Annotated in this window: 4 protein-coding genes; 3 read left to right on the top strand and 1 reads right to left on the bottom strand. The window is 45.1% G+C overall.

The annotated features are described in order from the left end of the window. Positions 1–79 precede the first annotated feature (79 nt). Positions 80–955: a pantothenate kinase gene (locus H6S82_RS18925; RefSeq protein WP_322112033.1), complete on the bottom strand. Its 876-nt coding sequence runs from the start codon at positions 953–955 to the stop codon at positions 80–82. Between the two features lie 112 nt (positions 956–1,067). Here H6S82_RS18925 and H6S82_RS18920 point away from each other — a divergent pair, with 112 nt between their 5' ends. From H6S82_RS18920 to H6S82_RS18910, 3 genes are all read left to right on the top strand, one after another. After that, positions 1,068–2,786 (top strand): diflavin flavoprotein, encoded by a 1,719-nt coding sequence (locus H6S82_RS18920; RefSeq protein ID WP_190475398.1) that lies wholly within the window; start codon positions 1,068–1,070, stop codon positions 2,784–2,786. A gap of 111 nt (positions 2,787–2,897) precedes the next feature. Beyond that, on the top strand, positions 2,898–3,275 hold the full coding sequence (locus tag H6S82_RS18915) for a GxxExxY protein (protein WP_190475400.1): 378 nt from the start codon (positions 2,898–2,900) through the stop codon (positions 3,273–3,275). A gap of 156 nt (positions 3,276–3,431) precedes the next feature. Then, a partial coding sequence (locus H6S82_RS18910; protein WP_191056553.1) for a phosphotransferase occupies positions 3,432–4,670 on the top strand: 1,239 nt, incomplete at its 3' end.

Genomic DNA, 4,670 nt, shown 5'->3' with positions numbered 1-4,670 from the left:
AGGAGATTTGGCCGCTACTTTGGCTGGAGTAATCCAGTCGCAAGCAAGCTGAGTCTATGAATGAAGAATCCCCGTCCCTTTAGGGCTGGGGAGTGTTAAGGATTCCCCAAAATATAAGGTGTGGGTCAGTATTTATTTTCGCAGCTACCTGTGGAAATACAGCCTGGAGATAGTTGAGAAGCAAAGTGCGATCGCCCCCAGTTAAAACAATCCGGCTCTGGGGAAACTCCTGCCTCCAAGCGTCGATAAAATCGGCTATTCCGGCTAAAACCGTGTAAATTATGCCGCTTTGAATAGCTAAACTCGTATTTAATGCCCAACGCGGCGGTAAAGCGCCGGCTAATTCAATTTCCGGTAAAGCAGCTGTTCCTTGCGCCAAAGACTGTAGTTGCAATCTCAATCCAGGCAAAATCGCTCCTCCCACCAACCGCCGAGCCGCGTCTGCACCCGTGAAAGTGAGGGCTGTACCCGCATCAATTACTAATGCTGGAAAACCATATACCTCACCCGCACCCAAAACAGCTAAGGCGCGATCGATTCCTAATGTCGGATACAGCCCTTGTAGCGGAATTTGGTCGAGAGCAATCGTCCTTACATCATGATAGTTTTGCCAAATCGCTGTCTGCTGCGGAACAACAGAAGCCAAATACAGAGGCAGCGGGCGATCGCGATGGTGAAAGCCATCGCCAACAATCTCTTCAACCGCATCCAATTCCTGGATTAGGCTGGCCGCTAAAATTTCGCTATTGAATTTGCCCCTACCGCAAGGCTGGTTCATCTGTTCCACAATCGCTGCGGACAGATATTCTGTATCCCAAGCGCCGCAAAAGGTTTTTCCCTTAAACCAAGCCCAGTGAAGGCGAGAGTTCCCAATGGTCAATGCCAGCCAAATATTTTCTCTGAGTTTCAAAGCTTGCCAAATCTTCTTTGCTTGTTTTCTGCGCCAGTTTGCCACACTTTTGAAATTTTTAACTTATATATAGGTTTTTTAATAAATCTTCACAACTCATTCATGTCAGAATAAAGTAAGACAAAATACCTATGGGTTGCCAAGAAGGAGACTAAAGATGGTAGCGCTCACCGAAAGAACCCAAAAGCGTCTGACAATACAGACAAGGGAGATTGCCGCCGAAACGACGGCGATTCGCTCGCTAGACTGGGATCGCGATCGCTTTGACATCGAATTTGGGCTGCAAAACGGCACCACTTACAATTCATTTCTAATTCGAGGCGATCGGATTGCTTTAGTTGACACCTCCCACGAAAAGTTTCGCCAGCTGTATCTGGACACGCTCAAAGGTCTGATCGATCCAGCACAGATAGATTACTTAATTATCAGCCACACCGAACCAGACCACAGCGGATTGGTCAAAGATATGCTGCAACTTGCGCCCCAAGTTACGGTGGTGGGGTCGAAAGTGGCAATTCAATTTATAGAGGATTTTGTACATCAACCCTTTAAACGGCAGATTGTCAAAAATGGCGACAAGCTGGATTTGGGTAACGGACACGAAATAGAATTCGTGATTGCTCCCAATTTACATTGGCCGGATACTAGCTTCAGCTACGATCGCAAAACCCAAATCCTGTTTACCTGCGATGCTTTTGGGATGCACTATTGCTCGGATAGCACCTTTGATGAAGACTTAGCGGCGATTGAAGCGGACTACAGATTTTATTATGAGTGCTTGATGGCTCCCAACGCTCGCTCGGTACTGTCGGCGCTCAAACGGATGGGAGAACTGCCAGAAATCGGCACGATCGCCACCGGACATGGCCCACTGCTGCATCACAACGTTACTGAATTGGTCGATCGCTATCGCAAATGGAGTCAAGCAAAAGCCAAATCAGATACAACCGTAGCTGTATTTTACGTCTCCGATTACGGATATAGCGATCGCATTTCCCAAGCGATCGCCCACGGTATCACAAAAACCGATGTGGCGGTCGAAATGTTCGACTTAAAATTTGCCGATCCGCAAGAAGTACAGGAATTGGTAGGCCGATCGGCAGGTTTAGTCATCGCCACGCCACCAGCATCTAATTCTACAGCCCAAGCTGCGTTGGGTACCGTCCTCGCAGCCGCTAAAGAAAAGCAAATTGTGGGCATTTTTGAATGTTACGGCGGCGATGACGAACCGATCGATCCCCTATCGATCAAATTCACAGAACTTGGCCTGAAAGTAGCATTCCCACCGATTCGGATTAAAGATACTCCCACCGAAGCTACCTATCAGCTATGCGAAGAAGCGGGTACAGACTTAGGCCAATTGCTGACTCGCGATCGCGATATCCAACAGAGAAAATCGATCGACAACGACCTGGAAAAAGCACTGGGACGTATCAGTGGAGGATTGTATATTATAACAGCAAATAAACACGGTGTCAAGGGTGCGATGTTAGCATCGTGGGTATCGCAAGCCAGCTTCCAACCGCTAGGGATTACGATTGCGGTTGCCAAAGATCGGGCGATCGAATCCTTGATGCAAGTAGGCGATAAATTTGTTCTCAACGTCTTAGAGGAAGGCAATTATCAACTATTAATGAAACACTTCCTCAAACGCTTCCCACCAGGGGCCGATCGCTTTGCCGGAGTCAAAACTCAAACAACAGAAAACGGTTCCCCAATTCTGACCGACTCCCTCGCCTACATTGAGTGCGAAGTAGCAAGTCGGATGGAATGTAGCGACCACTGGATAGTTTACAGTACCGTGGAATCCGGTCGCGTTTCCAAAGCCGAAGCCCTCACCGCCGTTCACCACCGAAAAGTCGGCAACTACTACTAAAAATTTCTTACTCTGCGTAACTCTGCGTTAACCTTTGCGACCTTTGCGTTAAAATACAGATTAATTTTTAACGCAAAGGAACGCAAAGGAAATCGCAAAGGAACGCAGAGAATGAATGAGAATGAGTTGTCGAGAATCATAATCGGTTATGCAATGAAAGTGCATACGGCTTTAGGCCCCGGCTTACTGGAATCTGCTTATGAAGCTTGTCTCGAATACGAACTACTCAAAGCCAGATTGAAAGTAGAAAGGCAAAAACCTATTCCTCTAGTTTATGAAGAAGTCCGTCTTGATTGTGGCTATCGAGCCGATCTAATCGTTGAAAGTAAAGTCATTGTAGAAGCCAAGGCGGTCGAATCCTTACATCCTATCCATCATTCTCAAATCTTAACCCATCTAAAATTAGTAAATCTAAAACTCGGCCTCTTAATCAACTTTAACGTTATTCACTTAAAAGACGGCATCAAAAGAGTAGTAAACAACCTTTAACTCTGCGTCCCTTTGCGTAAACCTTTGCGTTCCTTTGCGTTAAAATTTAATTATTAAATATTATTTAAAATTCATCAAAAAGCTGTGCCTAATTCTTCAAGACGAGGATTTGATTGCTATACTATAATTCCCCATACAACCGAGCCCAAGATATTGATGTATAGGGTTGACAATGGCTGGTCTTTGCCTCATTTTGTACCTGCCAAAAATCATTTCGCTCATGTAGGTCAGATCGATCGAGCTATGCAGGAGCAGTTGGGTATCGATGTGACGACTCTCTGCTGTGTTTATAATGACTTGGATATTGAGAGCGATCGTGTCAATCGAGTTTTTGCTCTGGAAAATCACAGTCCTAGTTGGCAATTACCTGCTGGATATGTTTGGATTGGCGAACAGGAATTGGATCGGCTGGAGCTAGCTGTACCGGAGCATTTGGCTGTTCTTGAAGCTTGGTTTGATGAGTTTAAAGACCCTACAATCAGCAGTCAGCGAGTGCCTTGGGCCAGATTGGGTTGGTTTGAAAAGGCGTCTGCTTGGATTGAAGCGCAACTTAATCATCTTGGTATAAGTGCTATTTCTCCCATTGAACAATTCAGATCTTGGGGTATTTCCTGTATCATGCGGGTGAATACAACAGCGGGAAATATTTATTTCAAAGCTTTGCCAAATGTATTAGCTAATGATGCCCTATTTACGCAAAGCTTAGCTGCATCTTATCCAGATAATTTACCGAAAATTTTGGCGGTAGAACCGGAACAGCACTGGATTTTGATGCGGGATTTCGGCGGTACAATTCTTTCTGAAAATAGCGATATCGCTCGTTGGGAAGCAGCGCTTCGTTTATATGCAAAAATTCAGATAAATGAAGCTAGTCGCGTTGATAAGTTGCTGGCTTTGGGTTGGCCCGATCGCCGGATTTACAAGCTGCCTTTTCATATTGAGGCGCTGTTATCTGATACTGAGGCGTTGCTAGCAGGAGATTTTATCATTATTGAGTCAGATGATATAGAATATCTGCGTGGATTGATTCCGCAATTCAAGGCGATGTGTGAGGTTTTGGCAAGTTACAATATTCCGCAGACGATCGTACACGGTGATTTTTGGGCAAAAAATGTGGTTGTGACAGATAATAACTATATTTATTTTGATTGGCCAACAGGTGCGATCGCACATCCTTTCTTCGATATCGTTAACTTTTTGTATATCGAAAAGTACGTGCCGGATATTCCCAATGTGCGTACTCATCTCCGTAATATCTATTTGGAACAATGGACAATTTACGAACCGATGGAACGGTTAATAGAAGCATTTGAATTGTCGATAACATTGGGAATGTTTTACCAGGCAATCACATACTACTGGATAGTTTCCAACTTAGAGCCTCTGGCTAAGTGG

The organism is Planktothrix sp. FACHB-1355 (genome assembly GCF_014748295.1).
Lineage (GTDB): Bacteria > Cyanobacteriota > Cyanobacteriia > Cyanobacteriales > Aerosakkonemataceae > Aerosakkonema > Aerosakkonema funiforme_A.
This window is presented reverse-complemented; position numbering and strand designations above follow the sequence as displayed.

Bases quoted from the DNA above. Each gene is read 5' to 3' on its own strand.
- H6S82_RS18915 (WP_190475400.1), top strand. From the start codon at position 2,898: ATGAATGAGAATGAGTTGTCGAGAATCATAATCGGTTATGCAATGAAA.
- H6S82_RS18920 (WP_190475398.1), top strand. From the start codon at position 1,068: ATGGTAGCGCTCACCGAAAGAACCCAAAAGCGTCTGACAATACAGACA.